The organism is Chlorogloeopsis sp. ULAP02, assembly GCF_038404745.2.
In the GTDB taxonomy this organism is placed as follows: domain Bacteria; phylum Cyanobacteriota; class Cyanobacteriia; order Cyanobacteriales; family Nostocaceae; genus Chlorogloeopsis.
In genome coordinates, this window is record NZ_JAYKTT020000070.1 from 45,337 (window position 1) to 67,202 (window position 21,866).

The window sequence follows — 21,866 nt, forward strand, 5'->3', positions numbered from 1 at the left end:
AGATGGCAGAAGGGAAGACTTGGAGAAGGAGAAAGGGAGATTAAAAATTGCTGGGTATGGTTTTAAATTTCTCAGCAGAACCTAACGAATAATCCTTTAACTTAAAATCGGCAAAGGGTTTTTTCTTGAGCCTATTTCTTAGTGCCTCATCTAATATCACACCCTCTGATTCTTTTCGCACGCCAATAATAATAATACTCCTTTGATATGCCGTTAAATCACGTTTTGATTGACAATCTTGACGATGAAATTGGCCGAGATTTAAGAGCCGATAATCTTTGACACTAGATACATGAAAAAATAATTTTTTGACTAGAACTTGAGTTTGTTTCGCACGTTCAAAAGCTTTACGTTCATCAATCTCTGGTGTTCCTTCACAAGCCGCTGTACCTACTGAAATTATTTCAGTAGGGTTTTCCATAATAGTTTGGATTCCCTCTTGTTCGAGATTTGCTCTTAAGTCGTCAATATTAATAATTTTATTCTTATGTTTAATTTGTTCTTCACTGCCCAAGAGCCATTTATATTTTGACAAAATAGCGATATTAAATTCTGCTGTTCTGCCCTTACTATCCTTTCCTTCTTGATAGGGAAAGTAAGCAACTTTACCTTTTTTTTGGGGAATTTGTCCGTAATCTGGAGGATAGGCAGCAAATTGAGGCGATCGCGCTGCTAACGCTGCGACGCTAATTAACCCCAGTGAGACTAACAGCGCGGTAACTAATGCCGATAGCGGTACTTTTTTTCGCGGCATTTGTTGTGGTGGTAAAGTTGTAGTATTTGGCGGTGCTGAATTTTCTCTATTCCCATTCTCCGCCAACTCCAACGAAGAAACGCAACTTTGACAACAGTTTTTATCGTGATCTGGATGATTTGGTTGAGGGCAGTTGGGATTCTTACAAAAGCTCATAACCGATCCAGAATAGTACAAGTGAGTAGTTTGCTAATACCTCTTTAGACAGATGTTAAAAGGTAAAAGTTGCGCATCTATCTATTTTTTTTCAAAAAACTTTCCACTGTTTGGTTAAATACTTCTGGTTGTGTCAAAAAAGGCCAATGATTTCCAGGAACCTGACACAATTGTAGATTTTTCAAGTATGTTTTGTAAGGTTTCAATTGCCAATCTTGGCGGTTCACACCTTTTTCTGGCTGTACGAAGAGAGTAGGGATGTGAATAGGAACTGTTAAACCAGGAACCCGCATAACTTCATCAAATATTCCATCACGGGCGGCAATGGTGAATTTACTACCCCAGCTACCATCAGATTTTTGTTCTACACTAGCTTGGAAAACTTGCTGCTGTAAAAGACTCCATCCTTGATATTGGTTTAACTGGCGGGCTTGCTGTTGTGCTGCTTCATAATTATTAAAAGGCCCCATTGCTTTTAGAAACGGCAAAACACGGTACAACAGTGGAAACGTTACCTTCAAAAAGCCGGGCATTTTCCAGATGAAAATGGGATCGACTAAAACCATGCTCCGCAGCCTCTGTGGATATTGCCTTGCCCAGATACAAGCTAGTTTACCAGACCATGAGTGAGCAACAACATGAGTGCTTGCCCATCCTAAGCGCTCCATCAGTGCTTCCAAATCAGTGATCGCGCTCTCAAAACTATAATCTTGCTCAGGTTTACTACTTTCCCCATGACCGCGCATATCGGGCGCAACTATATGATATTCTGCTGCCAGATAATCTCCCAAACTCGACCACACCAAGGCATGATCGGCTAAACCATGCAGTAATAATAAAGGTTCTTGACCTTGATTCCACTCTAAATAAGAAAGTTGAATATCAGGCTTTGATAAGGTTTGGCGTACAGGCATCATCAGTCTTGTGGAGATAAAGCTTTCCGTTTAAATCGTACAGGAATGATGCATCTGTAGGTTGCGATCGCTTTTGCAGTCTTAGTGATGGAATTAGCGATCGTTATTTAACCTAACTCCTACTAACTACAAACACGATCACATTAATCCCTTATCCACAGAACTAACGCCAAATACCTCTCTAACTCTTCTTCCTCCGTGCCCTCTGCGCCTGGAGCGGTTTTATTCTTCAGTAACTCGTGCGTAAGCTTAATCCACTACAGCCTTTATTCGTGTACCCCCAGATTTTCACTTTGCGAATAATTTTCCTACAAAAACTCCGCAATTCTTTGCACCGCAGTTTCCAAAATATCTGGTTCATGCACTAAAGCAAAACGAACATAACCTTCGCCAAATTTACCAAAGCCTGCACCAGGCGAAGCTGCTACTCCTGTCTTCTCAACTAGTTGAGTACAAAACTCTATCGAATCTTGGCTCCAAGGTTCCGGTAACTTTGCCCAAACATACATCGTCGCTTTGGGAGTGGGAACTTGCCAACCAATTCTGTGTAGCGCATTTACAAACGCATCCCGACGTTGGCGGAAGGTAGCAACAGTTTTTTTCACTCCATCTTGGCTACCAGTTAGAGCAGCGATCGCACCATTCAAAATCCCGCGATACTGATTAAAATCAACTGCTGCTTTTACTTGCCGCAAAGCCCGAATGAACTCGGCATTGCCAATACCAAAACCAATCCGGAAACCGCCCATATTATAGGACTTGGACAAAGTGAAAAATTCAATCGAGACACTTTTTTCTGGATCGGCTTGAAGAATGGAGGGAGCTAGAGAAGAAGGACGCGGGGACGCGGGAACACCCAGACGCGGGGATGTATTTAAAGAACTCTCCGCATCTTCTTTAGTATCATCAAATACTAAATCGACGTAGGGAAAATCGTGAACCAAAACGAGATTGTGTTGCTGACAAAAGGCAACGGCTTCTTGGAAGAAGGATAACGGTGCGATCGCGCTGGTAGGATTATGTGGATAACTTAACACCATCATCCGTGACTGTGCCAGAACGGGTGTGGGAATATCGGCAAATACTGGTAAAAAACCGTTTTCTTCCCGTAGCGGCATCGGGTAAATTTGACCGCTAGCTAAGTAAACTCCCCCTGCATGGGAAGGATAACCCGGATCGAGTAATAGAGCAAAATCTCCAGGATTGAGTACAGCCAGGGGTAAATGAGCCGTTCCTTCCTGGGAACCAATGAGCGGTATAACTTCGGTTTCTGGATTGATGGGAATGCCAAATCTTTGCTCGTACCAAACAGCAGCAGCGTGGCGAAATGCTTGCGTACCGTGAAATAGTAGGTAGCCGTGGGTACTTGGATCGTAGAGAGATTGAGCGATCGCTTCAATTGCGTGTGCTTCGGCTGGCAAATCCGAAGATCCTAGAGACAAATCAATTAATTGCCGTCCCGCAGCCAAAGCTTTTGCCTTGGCTTTATCCATATCGGCAAATACATTTGATTGGAGGAATTGTAAACGTTGTGCGAACAGCATGTGTTACTTGTCCTTTGTCATTAGTCATTAACAATGACTAATGACCAATGACTAATTTAAGTGAGTATCTAACAAATCAAGTAATTTATCTTTGGCAATGACACCCTCGGTGGATGCTAAGAGTTGTTCCCCTTGAATGAGTCGTAAAGCTGGCACTCCCTCTACCTGGTATTGCTTAACGGTGGCTGGGTTGGGATCAACTTCCATTTTTACCACTTTCAAGCGTTCGCTATAGGTATCAGCAGCTAAGTTTATCAATGGCGACATCAATCGACAAGGGCCGCACCAGGAAGCCCAAAAGTAAATTAACACCGGGCCGGAGGCTTGCATGACTTCGTTTTCAAACTCAGCATCAGTTATGGCTTTTACACCCTTATTCATTCCAGTCTCCATCAGGTGATATCGTTTTATCGTTATAAATTGACACACAAATTACTCTATCCCAAAGTAGTCAATCATCCATAGCCAATAGTCAATAGTGATTTTTACGATCAGCTATTAACTTTTATGATGGTCACTTACGGACGCAAAATCCCACTACCAACAGGCGTGGGATTAACTTGAATAAGGAACTATAAGTTTTACATTTGATCCAGTTGCTTGCGTAGGGAATCCAACTCGGCATCAACCACTTCAGATTGTTGATTAGATTTTGGCGCAGAGGTTTCTGGTGGTAATTGCTGTTGATTGGGCGTAGCACCTGGTAGAGAAATTTGAGCTTTCAAAGCTGCCAGTTCATCATCAATATCACTACTAGCCTCCAAACGAGCAAATTGCTGTTCTAAGTCTGCTCCAGCCAACTCAGCCGATGATTGAGCGCGAGCTTCTTGGATCATGACTTTTTCTTCCATGCGCTCGAATGCTGCCATCGCACTGCTGGTATTCATGCCACGTACCATGCCTTGGAGTTGTTCTTGGGCTTTAGCAGCAGTGATCCGAGCTTTGAGCATTTCTTTCTTGGTTTTGGCCTCAGAAATCTTGCTTTCGAGCTGAATTAAGTTGCGCTTGAGAGATTCTACCTGAACGGTTTGCTGCTCTAAGCTAGCTTTGAGGGCAGTTCCTGATTCTGTAAAAGTCTTTTTGCGCTCTAGTGCTTGCCTGGCTAGATTTTCGTCACCTTTTTGCAGAGCTAGCTGGGCATTGCGCTGCCACTTATTGATTTCATTTTGAGCGTCATTGTATTGTTTTTCGGTACGTTTTTGAGCAGCGATCGCCTGAGCAACTCCCTGACGCAGTTGTACCAAGTCTTCCTGCATTTCCAGAATGGCTTGTTCCAACATCTTTTCAGGGTCTTCGGCTTTAGAGACCATGTCGTTGAGGTTGGCGCTGACTACTCTCTTAATGCGATCAAATAATCCCATAACTTTGTTTTTCCTTTTGAGATTTACGCGCTACTTTTTTACTATTTAATGCCTACTTATTTAAATTTAATCTTTCTAGACTGGTTCAGTCCTCCCCTGTATTAGTCTTTATTGATTAAGATATGCTTTTCAATTGGTCATTGCCCAATTTTTTCTCTTGCTGCTATGAAGATTGAGTATTTTCTCTACTACTAGGAAGTTGTGCCTTCATCTGCGCCAAATCATCATCAACACTAGACTCTAGGACTGCAAATTTTTTCTCTAGTTCATCCGTACCCGTAACGGCAATGGCATCTTTTTGAGCTTCGAGTTGTAAAACTTTGTCTTCCATACGCTCAAAGGCACTCAAGCTGCTTGTACCCGAAACTCCATCCAGCATTTCTCGCAACCGTACCGAAGCTTCAGCAGAACGAGCGCGGGCAATATATATATCTTTTCTGGTTCTCAGCTCAGTAATTTTGAGTTCGAGTTCCCGCATATCTTTTTTTAATCTAGCCACAACGCTGTTTTGCTCTTCAATCTGGTTTGAGAGATCTGTAGCAGTTTTTTGATAAGCTTGACGTTTGGTAAGAGCTTCCCGTGCTAGAGCTTCGTTGCCTTGCTGTAGTGCTAGTTGGGCGCGACGATACCATTCCTCAGCCGCAGACTGAGCTTGAGCCGCCTGTCGTTCGGTGCGTTTTTGGCTGGCGATCGCCGCTGCTACTGCTTGTCGTAACTGCACCAAATTGTCCTGCATTTCAATCACAGCTTGTTCTAGGACTTTTTCTGGATCTTCGGCAGCCCCAATTAAACTGTTGATGTTAGCACGAATTGCCCGCCCGATACGGTCTATCAGTCCCATGTCGGCCCTCCATTGATATTTTGCTAGTCAGCAGCAAAGTTGTGAGTAGATATTTACCTCATGGTATCTTATCGTCTGACTCGTTATGGCTGCTGCACCCTAGCTTTAATTCCTTTTGTCTCTAACATTTGCAAATGTTGTTTGACTTGCTCTTTTGTCTTAAAAGCTCCTAGATAAATAAATTTTTTCTCAGGTGACAAATAAGCATCAGGAACTGCTAGCCGTGCTTTGGTCAAAGTATTGTTACCTTGATTATCAACGACCACATGATAGAAGCCATCCGCCAACGGTTTAATTTCTGCATCATCCAACTTTTGTGGAGTAGGAGTTGGTTGGACAGAGGGTGTGGCTGTAGCAGTCGGCTGTGGTACTTGGGCTGTAGTTGTAGGAGTAATAACTGGGCTGGGTGTTGCGATCGGCAACTGTGGTGCCTGAGCAGTATTTGTGGGAGGAACTACGGGGTTTTGAGTAACAACTGGGCTAGGTGTTGATATTAATGTTGGTGTGGCTGTAGGCGCTAAACCAACTACATCATCAGGGGTTTTCACTTCTGAAAATTCATTGTTAGCTAAATTAGGATACTTTGGGATGGGGGTGAGTGGTGCTTGCGTCTGTGCTTTAGTATTGCTGCTGACGTTTTCAGTTTTTACCCCTGAGTTGGAGGCGTTTCGTTGAAACAAATTGTTGAAACTAAACTGGGGCAAAGTTTTTGGATTAAACATTACATAACCAAGGGTAAGACTCGACAGTAATAGCAATAGCATCGAGCCGATACCTATGGGTGAGAGCAGACTATCGCTGGAAGTGCGACTTTTAGTTGTTTGGGGTTGTTCTTGTGCCAAACTCCGCAGCAGTGCTTCTGATGATTCTAAATAGTCATCTGGTGGTTTGGGAGTAGCCTGTGGCTTGACAATATCATCACTTTTATTTTCCCTGATCGCCGCAGGAACAATATTGGCAGAATTTGGTGTTGGCAATGTTGGTTTTTCATCTGTGACTGATGCAGAGGAGATTTGAAGAGTATGCTGTCTTGGCAAGTTTTCCTTTTCGAGCTTTGGCGATTCCTCATGAATATCTGCTACAACTGTTGGCGGTATGGCAGATGAAACTTGAGGCAAGGAAATTTCGTTAACACCTTCTGCAATGGGTGGTGGTTGAATTGTCACCCCCCCGCTCACAGCAGCTATCTTCTGAGCTTGATTGCTCATCGAAGCACGCATCCGGGGTTGATTGAGTGTTCTATATGCAGCTAACCGCGTTCGTCGATATCGGGTTAACTCTTGATCTAGTTGTACTTCTAAACTTGCCAGTGCTGCTGCTAGAACTGGCTTCAAGCCAGGTGTTTTAGACGACTGTACACCCGAGTCTTCCAGGTGATTTTGACTCATTGCCTATCTGCCTCAAACTTAGACTGCCGAAAATTAGAAATAATAGTAAAGTTGAAAACGGCTAGCTAAAAACTGTTAGCTAATCGCTGATAATTTAATTTAAATTTCAAAATACAGTTGTACTAATGCTAGCGAAATTAGCATAAGGTTATTCCATTATCTAGATGCTATTTTGACACGCCCATACCAGGATGTCTTTGAACTCAGTTAATAATATTTTAGGTAGTCTAGAAATACAGGCAAAATTACAACAGCAGCCATTTCAAAGTTTGCTTTCCTGCTGGGCTGAAATTGTCGGAGTTGCGATCGCCGCCCATACTCGTCCACTATCGATACAACGTGATGTTTTGTATGTGGCTGCTTCTAGTGCTGCTTGGGCGCAAAACTTAACTTTTGAGCGTCAGCGCCTGCTTGTTAAAGTAAATGGGGTGCTGCCTACTCCTTTGTTAGATATTCGTTTTTCTACAGCTTATTGGCACTCTAAAACAGAAACCAATAAACAACAAATACTTCCTCCACAACAGCATCCAAGTCACTTGGATGAAGACATCACCTTGCTTTCTGAGGTTTCGTTGACTGCCAAAACCGCAAATACAGCGTTTGCTGATTGGGCAAAAACTGTACAAGCGCGATCGCACCACTTACCCTTGTGTCCCCAATGCCAGTGTCCTACTCCTCCTGGTGAACTCCAACGTTGGCAAGTTTGTTGTCTATGTGCTGCTAAAAAGTTTTCCAATACTTTTGACTCTTAACTGTAATTTTTGTTACAACTATAATTGTTGATTTTTTGGATTTACATGTAATTAACTTAAGCTTAGTGCCAACAAGACTACTAAAATAGTGCAAGGCATCCACAATCTATGTAACTGCAATAGGCTGATCGTAAGCTTGTTCCTAAAAGAATTTATTTACAAGCAGAAGGTTGGTAAATTACTTCTTCATTCCGAGTTTAGCTAAATAGTTGAACAAAACTTTAATTAGCTAATTTATTCTCAAGCAAGTTCTTCTCCCATAGGATAGAAATTTTTGTCTATCCAAACGTTACACAGGCTACCTTTTTTTCTAAGACTAATATGGCAGAATATACAATTGGCTTAATGCTCTTATGTGTATTTTTTGCTAAAATTAGAAGATTAAAATAATTGAGAGCTTACTCTTTAACCTTGATCCCTAGCAATTTTGAGTCAAAAGCAAGTAGGGTCTAACTTTTGGACTGTATGTATAGTAATGTTAACTAAAATAATTGAAATATATAACACAAAGCTAAAAAGATTCTAAAGCAAATTATTTCTTAGGGATCGCTATAACCTAGATAAAAATATGCTTTTTGGCTCTTATCAGTATTTATATCTAGATGCAAAATTAGATATGTAAGTGAGCCGTAAAAGGCACTATATTATGAAAAATATTAAAGACTTAACTTCTGCCTGTAGATATTGTCGTTACTATCAGCCAGAGGGTCGTCGTGGTGGTATGTGTCAGCAGTTAGGAGCACCAGTTCAAGCTAATTGGAAGGCTTGTTCTTTATCACTTCCGCCCTTTGCTCCTTCATGGGAAAGTTTGGAAGATGTTTGGAATTTGCCAGATGCCACACCAGCGATCCCTTCAGAGATTAAGAAAGTAGCTATTACTTCAATTGAAGGAACAGTTAGCAATACTACTGAACAGCCGAAAGCAAAAGTAGTAATAAGTTAGCTGTGTGGGGTTAGACCAAGGGCAGTTAAGTTACAAAAATCAAATTTGTATAGTGTCTAAATGCATCATCAGGGTGAATTACATCTAAACCAAAAAAATGAAACAAAGAATTTTTGAGAGACAACTTTTTAAATTTGACATTTGGAAAGCGAAGCAGCACAGAGAGTTTTTAGTTATTAAAAAATTGCTTTGCAGGCAGTCTAAGATAAAATTTACTTTTAACTTTTATTAACATAAGCGTGAATACTCTCCCCTGAGTAAGTGTCGAATTGTATTAAGTCAATAAATGACCTTAATATTTAATCAATCGCTCCATGATATCAAGGAGCGATTTTTGTAATTTTAGGGTAACCAAGGATACTGACGAAAATTAGGTGGACGTTTTTCCAAAAACGCTTGTTTCCCCTCGGCTCCTTCCTCTGTCATGTAATAAAGTAACGTGGCATTACCAGCAAGCTCTTGTAAACCAGCTTGCCCGTCACAATCAGCATTAAATGCTGCTTTCAGACAACGAATTGCAATTGGGCTTTTTTCTAATATCTCTTTTCCCCATTGGATACCTTCTGCCTCTAATTGTTCTACTGGCACAACGCAGTTAACTAAGCCCATTTCCAGTGCTTGTTTGGCGTCGTACTGACGACAGAGAAACCAAATTTCTCGTGCCTTTTTTTGTCCAACAATGCGAGCGAGATAACTTGCTCCAAAACCACCATCAAAACTGCCAACTTTAGGGCCAGTCTGTCCGAAAATGGCATTGTCAGCAGCAATGGTGAGATCGCAAATCAAGTGAAGAACGTGTCCACCACCGATCGCATAGCCAGCTACCAAAGCAATTACTACTTTCGGCATTGATCGGATTAGGCGTTGTAAATCTAGCACATTCAACCGGGGAATGCCGTCGTCATCTAGATAACCTGCATTACCCCTTACACTTTGGTCGCCTCCCGCACAAAAAGCATATTTGCCGTCGATATGCGGGCCACTTCCTGTAAACAAAATTACACCTATATTAGTATCTTCGCGGGCATCACAGAAGGCGTCGTAAAGTTCAAAAACTGTTTTAGGACGAAAGGCATTGCGTTTGTGCGGACGGTTAATGGTGATTTTAGCGATGCCATCGGCTTTGTGATAGAGAATGTCTTCGTAGGTTTTGGCAGTTTGCCAGTCAATTTGCATAACTGTGGAATGCTACTTAGAGTTGAAAATTGTATCTTAGGATAGGGAATACACCACCTATTAACTGTGCCACGATTGCGTTACGAGTAGGAGAAGTTTCTCATGGCACAGACACAAATAAATTCCCAATCAATCGATAATCCCTTGATTACTCCCGAACAAGACAAGCTGGGATATGCACCCTTTGCCCAATATCTTGCAGATAGTATCTGTAAAATGAACTTTTCGGGAGGATTTGCGATCGCCGTGTATGGTGGTTGGAATTCTGGCAAATCTACATTACTGCATTTTGTCATCAACTATCTCCAACAAAAGCCAGAAAACGAGCAACCAATCATAGTCCGCTTTAATCCTTGGTTATTTTCTGGCAATGAAAACATTACAAGGCAATTTTTTGACCAATTACAAGATGTTTTAAGCAAAGTCACAAGTGTGCCGAAAGGCTTGAAAGAGAGAATAGCAGATATTGCGAATGTAATTTCAGAAATTCCGCTTCCTTATACTAAAGCTACAAAGGCAGTCGCTAAATTATTTGATGAGGAAGAGAAAGAAGCCTCTGAAATCAAAGAAGAAGTTGAACAGACAGTTGCACAACAACCACGACGAATAGTTATCGCCATCGATGATATTGATAGACTTAGAGCTGATGATATCAGAACACTCTTTCGTATTTTCAAAGCAATTCCCCACTTTACGAATGTTGTCTATCTTTTATTTTTCAATAAAGATGTCGTTGTCAAAGTACTTGCAGAAACTGGAGAATCATTAGAAAAAATCATCCAATTTGCTTTTGAAATTCCTACTCCAGATAAAACCTCGCTACGTAGATTACTGTTTGAAAAACTGAATTCCATCATGGCTGATACACCGAAGGAACTATTTGAATCAAATCGCTGGGGTAATATTTACTTGCGAGGTATAGACCACTTTATTACTAATATTAGTGACATTGTTAGTTTTACCAACGCGCTGACAGTAACCTATCCAGTCGTGAAAGGAGAAGTTAATGCAATTGATTTTCTTGCTATAGAATCACTGCATTTATTTTGCCCCATCATCTATGAAGCAATCTATAATAATTTTCCTGTTTTCATAGAGGAAGATAACTATTCAGGGGAAAAAATTAAAAGTTTAGTAAATACTTGGATAGCTCAACTTAACGAACGAGATAAACAACCTATTCAATATTTGCTTATGCAACTTTTTCCAAAACTAGAAGATGTTTGGGGTAATATTAATCGTGACGATAGACAACAACAATTAGAATGCTGTAATCAACGTCGTATATGTTGTCCAGAAATATTTCCTATCTATTTTCGGCTGAATTTAACAACAGGTGAATTAGCCGATAATCAGTTTCAATACATTCTTGCTTTAGTTGATGATACTAAAGCATTTAGCAACAAACTTATAGAACTGACTCATCAAAAACGAGCTGACGGTATTACGCAATTTAGAGTATTTCTAGAACAGCTTGAAAATTACACTGAGAATAAAATTCCCCAAGATAAGCTTTCTAAAATAATACAATCTTTATGTAATGTATGTAATGAAATTTCCTATTTTGGAAATGAATCACAGACAATGTTTGATTTAGGAAATAAAATAATAATCACTAACATTGTTTATAAAGTGTTACATAGGCTTGATGAAAATACACGCTCTCATGTGTCTAAATTTTTATATAAAAAAGCAAATTAACATCAAGAATTGTGAAAAAATAGGAAATTGATATTCAAAATAAGGTAAGACTTAACCTAAGATAACTTAACTCGCCCAAGTTAGACATACTTAGCGCAAACATATTCAATAACTAAAATACATACTATATCAAAGCAAAAAAAGGGTTTAACTGACTTTTAACATCAATTATTGGCTGATTAAATATGGATTTACTGATATATAATTTTCCTAAAAAATAAAGTTATTTACTCTAAGATATAAAAGCTATAGAGAGAATTTTGTATCTTAATCTGGTAAAATCATATCTTTGAATAAACTGCGTAAAAAGCTGCATATTAAAGAATATCAAAATAAATTTTATATCTGAATTGATATTCAAGAAGTTTACTGGATTAATTGACAAATTATTCAAAGTTTTTATTGCCAAGATTATACTTCCACAACATCACATCTAAGGATTAATGATGTGAACTGTGGTGTCAAATCTTTGGCATCAGTTCCTAATGTTGAATAAAATCATTGAAGCCATGTTCAAGATGAAAAATTGGTTAATTTTTGGATTCTTGCTAGTTTTGGTAGTGTCGGGATGGAATGGGCAGGCGATCGCAAAGGATAATTTTGAAGTTTGGTTAGTGGATCAATCTAATTCTCCTGGAGTTTCCTACGGAGGCAAGATTTATATTTATGAGGGTTCCGAATTGATGGGCGAGCATCTCTCATCTGTGAAGCCCACTAGCGTGATTGACTTGGCAGGAAAAACTGCACAGATATGTTCAGCTAACACTGGCGCCAATCCAGTTCGACCACATATGCTCTTATTTAATTCCAGCAATAGCCACGCTATTCTTTCATTTGTGGCGAGCGGGCATGTGGTAATCTATGATGCTGCCAAGCGAGAGCCAATTGCCTGCATCAGAACTAGTAAAGGAGCAGGTGGAGTACAACAAGCACACGCAGCTTATCCTTCCTCAGACAACAGCTACATTTTAGTAGCTAATCAAAATGGCAAATTACTAGAACGAATTGACACTGATTATAAAACTAACACTTACACCCTTAATCCCAGTGCAACAATAGACTTAGCCAATTGTACAACTCCGAATGGGGTAGGTTGCGAGTTAGCAGGTGTACGACCAGACAATGCACCCATCTGTCCTATTCTGGATTCATCAAGTCATCTAGGGTTTGTTACCTTGCGCGGAGGTGGAATGTTTGTTGTAAATCCAAAGTCAAGCCCAATGACAATCTTGGCTGAGTATGACATGGATACAGTGCATGGTAACGGATGCGGCGGTGCTGAAGCTAGGAGCAATATGTACATGAACTCTGGAGGTGGAACTGCTAGCAATCTTTCGCAATTTGATGTGTATAAATTTCCCCTTTTTGGTTACAACCCATTCAACTTACCTAATACGCCTACACCAAAAGTCGTCTTTTCTGACCATACCACTCCCGATCGCGATGCTCACGAAATGGTGGTTACAAAGAATCAGCGTTTTGCATGGGTAGGCGATCGCGCTGCAAACAAGATAGAGGTTATTTCTGTAAACTCCAACAAGCAGGTCAATACGATTGACTTAGTAGGAGTATATAGTAACGATCCGACTCCTGACCTTATAGATATTGATCCATCAGGTAAACTAGTTTTCGTCTCTCTGCGCGGCCCTAATCCCTTGAGCGCCGATCCACACGTTTCTACTGGTAGTGCTCCAGGTCTGGGTATCGTAAAAGTTACGGAAGGCGGCAAGAGTGGTATGATCAAGGGAATCGTCCCCATCAGTAATCTTGGCTCCGACAACGTAGAACGCGCTGATGCACACGGCATCAGAGTGCGGATTAAGTAAATTACTTCTGTTTGGCAATTCGTTCTGCTTCGTTTGCTGCCCCGACAAAGTGCTGCTGACGCTCTTTTGATTTTCCCTCCCCATTCTTCACAGAATGCAACGAGCAAAAAACTGCTGGGCCGACAGGTTTAGTTCCACGCTCATAAAGGGCTTCTGCCGTCTTCACTTGATAAATTTCATGGTAGAAGCCCAACCCCTTACCTGCATTCTCGGTCAGCCATTGCCACCAACGACTATGGGGCAAATGACGTGCCCATTGATCTAAATCTGCATATGATCGCCAATATTGCATACTCACAGGGCCTTCTTCGGTCATCATCTGGCGAGTGAGTAAAAGACCTTCAGAACGAGCAGCTTCCAAAGCAGGGAACATTTCGTCTTGTATACCAGATTGTTGATATAGCCTTTGTCCTTCCTTGGTATGAAATTGCACCCCGAAGAAGGCTAAACACAGTGTCGGTTGTTCCCATAATGCGGCAATATATGTTTGCTCAGTAGGAATTTCGGACATGGAGGTTAAACCCCACTATAATTTTAAGTTTTAGTGAAGGTTCTAAGCAATTAAGCCTTTGTAATTATCTAAACAAAATTAATTATACATTAGACCTATCTCTTGCAAAAATCAGAATCATTATTAATTACAACCACAAATGGACACAGACAAACAAAGATTTTCGTGGTGTTCATCTGTGTTTGTCTGTGGTCGTTTTTTTGAAAATAGAATGAGTGCAAAAGACATCATAAACAGAATTCACAACAAAGAATGAAAATTTCTTTCCCTGTACCCTATTATCTATCACCCGTTCCCTGTTAAGAGTTCCCTTATCTCCACCCATAACTCAATTTTTCATTCCCGTTGTAGCAATACCCCGAATCAACTGACGCTGACCGAGAATAAATAACAACAATACTGGTATGGTGGCTATAGTTACTGCCGCCATCAGTAAGGGCCAGTTATTCGTAAATTGCTCCTGAAATTCTGCTAGGGCTAGCTGCACTGTCCTTAATTCTGGTCGTGTGGTAAATACTAATGGTTTAAATAAGTCATTCCATTCACCGATAAAGGTGAACAAAAACAATGTTACCAAAGCTGGGCGTGCTAAAGGTAACATGATTCGCCATAAGATTTGCAATCGGTTTGCCCCATCAATTGCTGCCGCTTCCTCTAATTCTACTGGGATAGTTAGGAAATACTGCCGCAGCAGGAAAATACCGAAACCATTAGCAGCAGTTGGAAAAATTAATGCCCAGTAAGTATTGATTAAGTGTCCCCACTTTAAAACTAAAAATATTGGAATTACTAACAATTGAAAGGGAATTACCAATGTTGCCAGTACAATGAGTAATAGTGCTTGCCGTCCGCGAAATTTTAGCCTGGCTAAAGCATAGCCTGCCAATGCCGAAGTTACAATCTGAAAGCCTGTGACAGCTAGGGCCACCAAGGTAGAATTAGCAAACGCCAGCAAAAATTTACCTCGTTGCCATGCCTCGCGGTAATTAGCAAAAGACCAACTATTTTTGGAGAAAAGTGTAGGAGTTGCCCCAGATGGTGCAAAAGATGTCAGGAAAACCACACATAGGGGCAGTAGGACAACAGTGGCCCCTAGCAATAATACTCCCAGACTCCAAATGAGAGGGTATTTGAAATTCGAGCTTGGTTTTGACATGAATTATAAAGAGATCCAAGCATTTTTTGATGCAACTAACGTAAACCTCCTTCCGGAGGAGATACACTAACGCTGCCACCAACAGATAATCTATAACATAGTACTTGTTAAGTTAAATTAAACCACAGTGAGTAAATTAAAGGATGAAGGAAAGCAGAAGTAAGAAGTCAGAATCTGGAAGGGTACGTGTTATTTGATTACTTCATGCTCCTTGCCCTGTAGCAAATAAGCGTGCAGGCGTTTACGAGTCTCCATAACTCGTTCATTAACCCTCTCCTACTGGCTTCTGTAGACTTTAACTTAGGGATGATTATTGCCCTGCATACATAGGGTTAAATACAAATTTGGAATCTAATACTCTACACATTCAGGAGTGAAAATAAAATGCAGCAGCTAGCAGAGCAATTTGAAATTGATTTCCACAGTGAAACTTATAAAGATGCCTATAGCCGGATTAATGCAATTGTGATTGAAGGGGAGCAAGAAGCCCATGAAAATTATCTCAAACTAGCTGAACTGCTGCCAGAACATCAAGATGAACTAATTCGTCTTTCCAAGATGGAAAGCCGTCACAAAAAAGGATTTGAAGCTTGCGGGCGTAATCTCCAGGTGACACCAGATATGGAATTTGCCAAGCAGTTTTTTGCCGATCTACACCAGAATTTCCGTGATGCAGCCGCCGAAGGTAAGATTGTCACTTGCTTGCTAATTCAGTCTTTAATTATTGAATGTTTTGCGATCGCAGCATACAACATCTATATACCCGTTGCCGATCCTTTTGCCCGCAAAATTACTGAAGGTGTAGTTAAAGATGAATACACTCATCTCAATTTTGGTGAAGTTTGGTTACAAGAACACTTCCAAGAATCCAAAGCTGAATTAGAAGAAGCGAATCGTCAAAATTTACCTATCGTTTGGAAAATGCTTAATAAAGTCCAAGAAGATGCTGAGACTTTAGCAATGGAAAAAGAGGCTTTGGTAGAAGATTTTATGATTCAGTACGGTGAAGCTTTAAGTAACATTGGCTTCAACACCCGTGACATCATGCGTCTTTCAGCTTACGGACTTAGAACTGTATAATCACTACAATAGGTAGAGCTTGCAGAGCAAAGGTAAAAGGAGAAAACACAAAGCTTTGTACATTTACCTTTTACCTTCACCTCGTAGAAGCAGCTACTCTCAGTCTGGATAATCTTACGCTTTGTGTAGTATTTTTAAGGGTTAGTTAGCATCTTTCCCAACTTCCACCACGCTTTTGGCAAAGCTCACGCCTAAATAGAATAGTTCATGTTTGGTCTCATCGGACATCTCACTAGTTTAGAACACGCGCAGTCGGTAGCCAGAGAATTAGGCTATCCAGAATATGCTGATCAAGGTTTAGATTTTTGGTGCAGCGCTCCGCCCCAAATAGTCGATCACATTACCGTTACTAGCGTCACTGGGCAAAAAATCGAAGGTAAGTATGTAGAATCTTGCTTTTTACCAGAAATGCTGGCAAATCGCCGCATCAAAACAGCGACGCGTAAAATTCTCAACGCGATGGCTCATGCTCAAAAGCACGGAATTGATATCACGGCTTTGGGCGGATTTTCTTCGATTATTTTTGAAAATTTTAAGTTAGAGCAGTTCCGGCAAGTCCGCAACATCAAACTGGAATTTGAACGCTTCACTACAGGGAATACTCATACAGCTTATATTATCTGTAAGCAGGTTGAGGAAGCCTCAAAACAATTAGGAATTAACCTATCGCAAGCAACTGTTGCTGTTTGTGGTGCAACCGGAGATATTGGCAGTGCTGTCTGTCGTTGGTTGGATGCAAGAACCGATGTTAAAGATTTATTATTGATAGCTCGTAACGAGGAACGACTCATAAATTTACAAGCAGAACTTGGGCGTGGGAAAATCCTGGCTTTGGAAGAAGCTCTACCCCTAGCTGATATTGTAGTTTGGGTTGCCAGTATGCCCAAAGGTGTAGAAATTGACCCCAACTCATTAAAGCAACCTTGTTTGCTAATTGATGGAGGCTACCCGAAAAACCTGGCTACTAAACTCCAGCATCCTGGTGTATATGTCCTCAATGGTGGGATTGTAGAACATTCTCTTGATATTGACTGGAAAATCATGCAAATTGTCAATATGGATGTTCCGGCGCGTCAGTTATTTGCTTGTTTTGCAGAATCAATGCTATTGGAGTTTGAGAAGTTGTATACGAACTTCTCTTGGGGACGCAATCAGATTACTGTAGAGAAGATGGATCATATAGGTCAGGTGTCGGTAAAACACGGCTTTAGACCGCTGCTAGTTTAGGTATTGGAGATAGGGAACAGGGGACAGGGAACAGGAAACAGGAAATAAAAAATTTTGAATTTTGAATTTTGAATTGATTAGCCCCTAGCCCTTAGCCCCTAGCCCCTAGTCCCAATACCTAATCTCTAATACCTCATCCCTAATCTCTAACTATGGCAACTACTGAGCGTAAACCACTACTATTGGATTTTGAAAAGCCGCTGGCAGAACTTGCAAACCGGATTGATCAAATCCGCAAACTTGCAGAAGAGAATGGCGTCGATGTTTCTAGTCAAATTCGTCAATTGGAAGCACGTGCCATGCAACTGCGTGAGGAAATTTTTACTAGTCTATCTCCGTCTCAACGACTGCAAGTCGCTCGTCATCCCCGCCGTCCAAGTACTTTAGATTACATTCAAACTATCACTGATGAATGGTTCGAGTTGCATGGCGATCGCAATGGCTCTGACGATCCAGCTTTGATTGGTGGTGTGGCTCGCTTGGCAGGACAACCTGTGGTAATGTTGGGACATCAAAAAGGGCGTGACACAAAAGACAATATTGCCCGTAACTTCGGTATGGCAACTCCTGGTGGTTATCGCAAGGCAATGCGATTAATGGAACACGCCAATAAGTTCGGGATGCCGGTTTTGACTTTTATTGACACACCGGGAGCTTTACCCACAGTAGTCGCTGAACGACAAGGCGCAGGTGAAGCGATCGCCTATAATCTGCGCGAGATGTTCTGTTTGGATGTACCAATTATTTGTACAGTGATTGGTGAAGGCGGATCTGGAGGAGCATTAGGCATTGGAGTCGGCGATCGCATCTTGATGTTTGAACACTCCGTTTATACCGTAATTACTCCGGAGGCTTGTGCAGCTATTTTGTGGAAGGACGCTAGCAAGGCTCCACAAGCAGCAGCAGTCCTAAAAATGACTTCCTATGACTTGAAAAACTTAGGCATTATCGATCAGATATTGTCTGAACCCATTGGTGGTGCTCATTCCGAACCACTCAAAGCTGCTCAAACTCTTAAAAGTGCTTTGTTAGACAATTTAGAGGAACTGGGACGCTTAACTCCCACAGAACGCCGCCAACTGCGGTACGAAAAATTCCGCAAAATGGGTGTTTTTACCGAAGTTGCTCACTGATAGCACTGAAAACTATTGATTAGCATATTAGCAATGCTATAATTGCCTGTGGCACTGTAAAGATTTTTAACAATCTTTAAGAGTCATAGGCATTCGCATTTTTGCAAATCAAATTCAGAATTAATGAGTGATTTGTAATGTACTTATGAAAAAACCAAGGGCGCAATCTTGCTTCCAAGACGTACATTTTTATATGAGTCTTGCAAAAGCTTAACTTAGTTGCATCCTATAGTATTCCCACCTTGGCTATGGAGTTTAGCACTTGTCCAAGCAAATTCATCTAATTTTAAGGTTTGCTTAATCTAGAGCAGCAAATCGAGAAATTTGAGTATAAAGCTACGGCGATGGGTTTTGTCTGCCAAAAATTGGAAAAGAGCATGAGTTTTGAGCAAAAACAACGCGCCCTAATTACAGGGGCAAGTAGTGGGATTGGCAAAGCAACTGCTTTGGCTTTTGCTAAAGCAGGGGTGGATGTAGCTCTAATTGGTCGTTCTGTTGACAAGTTAGAGGCAACAGCACAAGCAGCTAGGCACGCAGGAGTGAAAGCAAAGGCTTATTCATTGGATCTAGCTTTTGTATCCCAAATCAAAGAAAAGATACAAAATATCAACCGTGACTTTGGGGATATAGATATTTTGGTAAACAACGCTGGTATAGGTTACACCGCAAGCTTGAGTGAAACTTCCCTATCTGATTGGCAGCGGGTGATAGACCTAAATCTTACCAGTGTGTTCCAGTGTATTATGGGAGTTCTGCCGGGAATGCGCGATCGCAACAGAGGTACGATCATTAACGTTGCGTCAATAGCAGGCAAACAAGCTTTTTCTGGGTGGGGAGCCTACAGTGTTAGCAAAGCTGGTTTAATTGCTCTTTCTCAAACTTTGGCACAAGAAGAACGTCCCTACGGCATCCGCGTTACTACTGTTTGTCCTGGTGCTGTTAATACCGAACTTTGGGATCAAGAAACTGTAAACGTCAACTTTGACCGCTCAAAAATGTTAACTCCAGAAATTGTCGCTCAATCGATTGTGTATGCTGCATTGTTACCACAGCAAGCAGTAATTGATGAGTTAACCGTAATGCCCAGTGCCGGCACTCTTTAAACGCCCAGTCATCGACCTTAAAACCTATTCAAGACTTATACCATGACTATAGCTCGTTCCAACGGTTCCAATCGCTTTCAATCTCCATTGATTCCCGACTTAACCGATGCCATAACTACTAGACCAGATCGCAACACTCACGATGGGCATCCAGCAGAATTGCATCCCTCTCCAGAAGAGGAACCAATCGAGGAGATGATAGATGCCGTCAGGAAGCTACTGGTGGGTGTGGGAGAAGATCCGGAACGCGAGGGACTCTTGAAAACACCCAAGCGAGTGGCAGAGGCACTGCGCTTTCTAACCAGCGGTTACAACCAGTCTTTGGAAGAACTCGTCAACGGTGCTATTTTTGATGAAGGACACAACGAGATGGTGCTCGTTCGAGATATTAATGTCTTCAGTTTATGCGAGCACCATATGTTACCGTTTATGGGCAAAGCTCATGTTGCCTATATTCCCAACCAAAAAGTTGTGGGATTAAGTAAGCTGGCTCGGATTGTAGAAATGTACTCTCGCCGCTTACAAGTGCAAGAGCGATTAACCAGGCAAATCGCCGAAGCGATTCAAGAAATTTTGGAACCACAAGGCGTTGCGGTTGTGATGGAAGCCACTCATATGTGCATGGTAATGCGCGGTGTACAAAAACCCGGTTCCTGGACTGTTACTAGCGCTATGGTGGGTGTTTTCCAAGAAGAGCAAAAAACCCGCGAAGAATTCTTCAACTTAATTCGTCACCAAGCAGCAATATTTTAGGGACTAGGGACTAGGGACTAGGAATCAAATATTTAGTCAAGGTTGTATATTATTCTAGCCTCTAGCCCCTAGCCTCTCAAACAACCTAGCCACCTTATCTAAATCTTTGTCTCCAGGTGTATGTTCTACACCACTAGATAAATCAATGCCACCGGGATGAACTTGATTGAGGGCTTCTAAAATATTATCGGGCGTTAGTCCCCCAGCTAAAAACCAAGGACAACTGGGGTCAAATTGCTGTAACATTTGCCAATCTAAAGTTTTACCAGTTCCGCCCAGTTGCTGGGGATGATAAGCATCAAGTAGTAGTGTATCTACATAGGCACTATAAGTAATTGCTTTATCAAAATCTCTAGCATTACGTATTCTTATAGCTTTAATAATTTCTACATTTGGCAAATTTTTACGTAAATTTTGGCAAAATTCTGGTGATTCGTCTGCGTGCAATTGAACACCAGTTAGCCCAGAATTAGTCACTATCTGTGTAATTTTCTCAATACTAGTATTAGCGAATACACCGATTTTATCGATTTTGTCGGGTAAAAGTGCCGTTATTGCTTGAATTTGTTCTAATTGTACGTAACGGGGTGAGGTAGCAACGCAGATAAATCCTAAAGCTGTTGCGCCAAAAGAAGCGATCGCTTTACCCTGTTCCGGTTTTGTAATGCCGCAAATCTTAACCCGCATAAAATAAAAATTTCAGAGTTTCTGTGTCGCTGGCAATTCTATAATCTTTGTGGTCTATGTCAATATTTTTTTGAGGAGATACGAGTTTGATTTCTTCAATTTTACTAGCAGCCCAACCCACTGTTCCTGCTACACCAGCGTGGAATCCCACAGTGGGAGTCATTATCAGTGTTAGCTGTATAGTAGCAGTCTTACTGACTACCAGAATTGAGCGCCCTCAAGTTGGCCCTAAATTACCTGGGCTGCCTTTGAGCGTTCCTGCATTCATTGCGGCGATGGCTTTCGGTCATTTAATTGGCGTTGGTATTGTTTTAGGGCTGACTAATATCGGAAGTATTTAATCTTTGAATAGAGACGTTAAATACAACGCTCTGATTCAAATTTCTCTTCTGCTATCCTCCTAACCACGGGAAGAGTTTTATTTAACCTACCTGTAGAAGGAGGATGCAGCTGCTAAATCAGGTAGAGCATAGACGTGGTTGTAAAAAGGCGATCGCTTCGCGTTTTTGTAACTAACTCAATTGATTTATGCAGGAGAAATAAACATGATTTCATCAATTCTATTTGCAGTTCAATCTACTGTTCCTTATACTGGCATGGGATGGAGCCTAGCACAGCCAGTCGTGATTATCGGTGCTTGCCTGTTATGTCTTTTGATCATTCCCCGTGTGGTGTGGTATCCCCATGTTGGGCCGAAAATGCCTTTGCCCTTCCCATCAGTTTTCAATAATCCCAGTGTGGGTACTTTCCTGGCTGCAATGGCTGCCGGTCATTTAATTGGTGTTGGTGCCTACTTAGGATTAACCAATATTGGCTATTTAGCAAGTTAATAACCAGCATATAAAATATAACTTAAATTC

General features: G+C 41.3%; 22 protein-coding genes. 11 read left to right on the forward strand and 11 right to left on the reverse strand.

From position 1 onward, the window contains the following. Positions 1-40: 40 nt before the first annotated feature. From U2718_RS24520 to U2718_RS24550, 7 genes are all read right to left on the reverse strand, one after another. Positions 41-910 carry a serine/threonine protein kinase gene (locus U2718_RS24520; RefSeq protein WP_342002679.1) on the reverse strand — a complete coding sequence of 290 codons (870 nt, stop codon included), beginning with the start codon at positions 908-910 and terminating at the stop codon, positions 41-43. Positions 911-987: 77 nt separating this feature from the next. Next, positions 988-1,824, reverse strand: coding sequence for an alpha/beta hydrolase (locus U2718_RS24525; protein ID WP_342002750.1), 837 nt, complete (start codon positions 1,822-1,824; stop codon positions 988-990). Between the two features lie 308 nt (positions 1,825-2,132). After that, positions 2,133-3,368, reverse strand: coding sequence for an LL-diaminopimelate aminotransferase (locus tag U2718_RS24530; protein WP_342002680.1), 1,236 nt, complete (start codon positions 3,366-3,368; stop codon positions 2,133-2,135). Positions 3,369-3,419: 51 nt separating this feature from the next. Continuing rightward, complete coding sequence (locus U2718_RS24535) at positions 3,420-3,749, reverse strand: thioredoxin family protein (protein ID WP_342002681.1); 330 nt, start codon at positions 3,747-3,749, stop codon at positions 3,420-3,422. 200 nt (positions 3,750-3,949) lie between these two features. Beyond that, on the reverse strand, positions 3,950-4,729 hold the full coding sequence (locus U2718_RS24540) for a PspA/IM30 family protein (RefSeq protein WP_342002682.1): 780 nt from the start codon (positions 4,727-4,729) through the stop codon (positions 3,950-3,952). A gap of 163 nt (positions 4,730-4,892) precedes the next feature. Then, on the reverse strand, positions 4,893-5,570 hold the full coding sequence (locus U2718_RS24545) for a PspA/IM30 family protein (RefSeq protein WP_342002683.1): 678 nt from the start codon (positions 5,568-5,570) through the stop codon (positions 4,893-4,895). An 83-nt stretch (positions 5,571-5,653) separates the two neighbouring features. Next, positions 5,654-6,958 carry a hypothetical protein gene (locus U2718_RS24550; RefSeq protein WP_342002684.1) on the reverse strand — a complete coding sequence of 435 codons (1,305 nt, stop codon included), beginning with the start codon at positions 6,956-6,958 and terminating at the stop codon, positions 5,654-5,656. Between the two features lie 191 nt (positions 6,959-7,149). On the opposite strand from U2718_RS24550, the gene U2718_RS24555 reads away from it, so the two are divergent. Beyond that, positions 7,150-7,710: a DUF721 domain-containing protein gene (locus U2718_RS24555; RefSeq protein ID WP_342002685.1), complete on the forward strand. Its 561-nt coding sequence runs from the start codon at positions 7,150-7,152 to the stop codon at positions 7,708-7,710. 646 nt (positions 7,711-8,356) lie between these two features. Further along, complete coding sequence (locus tag U2718_RS24560; protein WP_342002686.1) at positions 8,357-8,653, forward strand: hypothetical protein; 297 nt, start codon at positions 8,357-8,359, stop codon at positions 8,651-8,653. Between the two features lie 342 nt (positions 8,654-8,995). Here U2718_RS24560 and menB read toward each other — a convergent pair whose 3' ends face one another. Beyond that, complete coding sequence (gene menB, locus U2718_RS24565; RefSeq protein ID WP_342002687.1) at positions 8,996-9,829, reverse strand: 1,4-dihydroxy-2-naphthoyl-CoA synthase; 834 nt, start codon at positions 9,827-9,829, stop codon at positions 8,996-8,998. Positions 9,830-9,931: 102 nt separating this feature from the next. On the opposite strand from menB, the gene U2718_RS24570 reads away from it, so the two are divergent. Further along, positions 9,932-11,530 carry a KAP family NTPase gene (locus U2718_RS24570; protein WP_342002688.1) on the forward strand — a complete coding sequence of 533 codons (1,599 nt, stop codon included), beginning with the start codon at positions 9,932-9,934 and terminating at the stop codon, positions 11,528-11,530. A gap of 485 nt (positions 11,531-12,015) precedes the next feature. Further along, positions 12,016-13,356: a hypothetical protein gene (locus U2718_RS24575; protein WP_342002689.1), complete on the forward strand. Its 1,341-nt coding sequence runs from the start codon at positions 12,016-12,018 to the stop codon at positions 13,354-13,356. A 1-nt stretch (position 13,357) separates the two neighbouring features. On the opposite strand, the gene U2718_RS24580 is transcribed toward U2718_RS24575, so the two are convergent. Next, a complete protein-coding gene (locus tag U2718_RS24580; protein WP_342002690.1) occupies positions 13,358-13,867 on the reverse strand; it encodes a phenylacetaldoxime dehydratase family protein in 510 nt (169 codons plus the stop codon). A 328-nt stretch (positions 13,868-14,195) separates the two neighbouring features. Continuing rightward, the gene (locus U2718_RS24585; RefSeq protein WP_342002691.1) at positions 14,196-15,023 is read right to left on the reverse strand and encodes a carbohydrate ABC transporter permease; all 828 of its coding nucleotides are present in this window, start codon (positions 15,021-15,023) and stop codon (positions 14,196-14,198) included. 384 nt (positions 15,024-15,407) lie between these two features. On the opposite strand from U2718_RS24585, the gene U2718_RS24590 reads away from it, so the two are divergent. The 5 genes from U2718_RS24590 (at position 15,408) to folE (ending at position 20,319) form a co-directional block, all read left to right on the forward strand. Beyond that, a complete protein-coding gene (locus tag U2718_RS24590; protein ID WP_289792605.1) occupies positions 15,408-16,103 on the forward strand; it encodes an aldehyde oxygenase (deformylating) in 696 nt (231 codons plus the stop codon). A 207-nt stretch (positions 16,104-16,310) separates the two neighbouring features. Next, the gene (locus U2718_RS24595; RefSeq protein WP_289792604.1) at positions 16,311-17,330 is read left to right on the forward strand and encodes a long-chain acyl-[acyl-carrier-protein] reductase; all 1,020 of its coding nucleotides are present in this window, start codon (positions 16,311-16,313) and stop codon (positions 17,328-17,330) included. A gap of 152 nt (positions 17,331-17,482) precedes the next feature. Beyond that, positions 17,483-18,463, forward strand: a complete 981-nt coding sequence (locus tag U2718_RS24600; RefSeq protein WP_342002692.1) for an acetyl-CoA carboxylase carboxyltransferase subunit alpha — start codon at positions 17,483-17,485, stop codon at positions 18,461-18,463. 377 nt (positions 18,464-18,840) lie between these two features. Beyond that, the gene (locus U2718_RS24605) at positions 18,841-19,566 is read left to right on the forward strand and encodes an SDR family oxidoreductase (RefSeq protein WP_342002693.1); all 726 of its coding nucleotides are present in this window, start codon (positions 18,841-18,843) and stop codon (positions 19,564-19,566) included. A 42-nt stretch (positions 19,567-19,608) separates the two neighbouring features. Next, on the forward strand, positions 19,609-20,319 hold the full coding sequence (gene folE, locus U2718_RS24610; protein ID WP_342002694.1) for a GTP cyclohydrolase I FolE: 711 nt from the start codon (positions 19,609-19,611) through the stop codon (positions 20,317-20,319). 54 nt (positions 20,320-20,373) lie between these two features. Here the strand turns inward: folE and U2718_RS24615 are convergent, their stop codons facing one another. Further along, positions 20,374-21,006, reverse strand: coding sequence for a phosphoribosylanthranilate isomerase (locus U2718_RS24615; RefSeq protein ID WP_342002695.1), 633 nt, complete (start codon positions 21,004-21,006; stop codon positions 20,374-20,376). An 89-nt stretch (positions 21,007-21,095) separates the two neighbouring features. Here U2718_RS24615 and psaK point away from each other — a divergent pair, with 89 nt between their 5' ends. Both psaK and U2718_RS24625 read left to right on the forward strand, forming a co-directional pair. Further along, entirely contained in the window at positions 21,096-21,347 is a 252-nt protein-coding gene (gene psaK / locus U2718_RS24620; RefSeq protein WP_342002751.1) for a photosystem I reaction center subunit PsaK, read from the forward strand. A gap of 204 nt (positions 21,348-21,551) precedes the next feature. Further along, a complete protein-coding gene (locus tag U2718_RS24625) occupies positions 21,552-21,836 on the forward strand; it encodes a photosystem I reaction center subunit PsaK (protein WP_342002696.1) in 285 nt (94 codons plus the stop codon). Positions 21,837-21,866 lie beyond the last annotated feature (30 nt).